The organism is Shewanella sp. M-Br (assembly GCF_036245925.1).
In the GTDB taxonomy this organism is placed as follows: domain Bacteria; phylum Pseudomonadota; class Gammaproteobacteria; order Enterobacterales; family Shewanellaceae; genus Shewanella; species Shewanella oncorhynchi.
The window spans coordinates 1-297 of record NZ_BJBV01000072.1 but is presented as its reverse complement, the minus strand read 5'-3'; the positions used below and the strand labels follow the sequence as shown (position 1 = coordinate 297).

The 297-nt window shown below is 37.7% G+C and carries 1 protein-coding gene; it reads right to left on the bottom strand.

Annotation, left to right across the window (positions count from 1 at the left end):
- Positions 1-203: hypothetical protein (locus AAA952_RS22350; RefSeq protein WP_338259713.1), on the bottom strand; the 203-nt coding region annotated here is incomplete at its 3' end.
- Positions 204-297: the final 94 nt, after the last annotated feature.

The window sequence follows — 297 nt, the reverse complement described above, 5'->3', positions numbered from 1 at the left end:
TCCATCAGCACATCATCGTAAGCCCGCTCAGCTTCTTTTATTTGGTTTTCGGTAACTGTCTTACCAAAGGACAACAAAGTGCCAGCAAAAGCGTTTGAGACGATTTCGATGCACATATTGAAAATCTCGATTACTTTTGTTGTTTGGTATACCTTCGTTTTTCCATCTAGCCCGATAACGGCACTGTCATAAATTGGTTTCATTTTTTAATTCCTAATGCATAAACGATAGCGTGTCAGCGATCATTTTTTCTCGTTGTTTTTGTCTATTTTTTTCGATGATATTTTCGTCATCGGT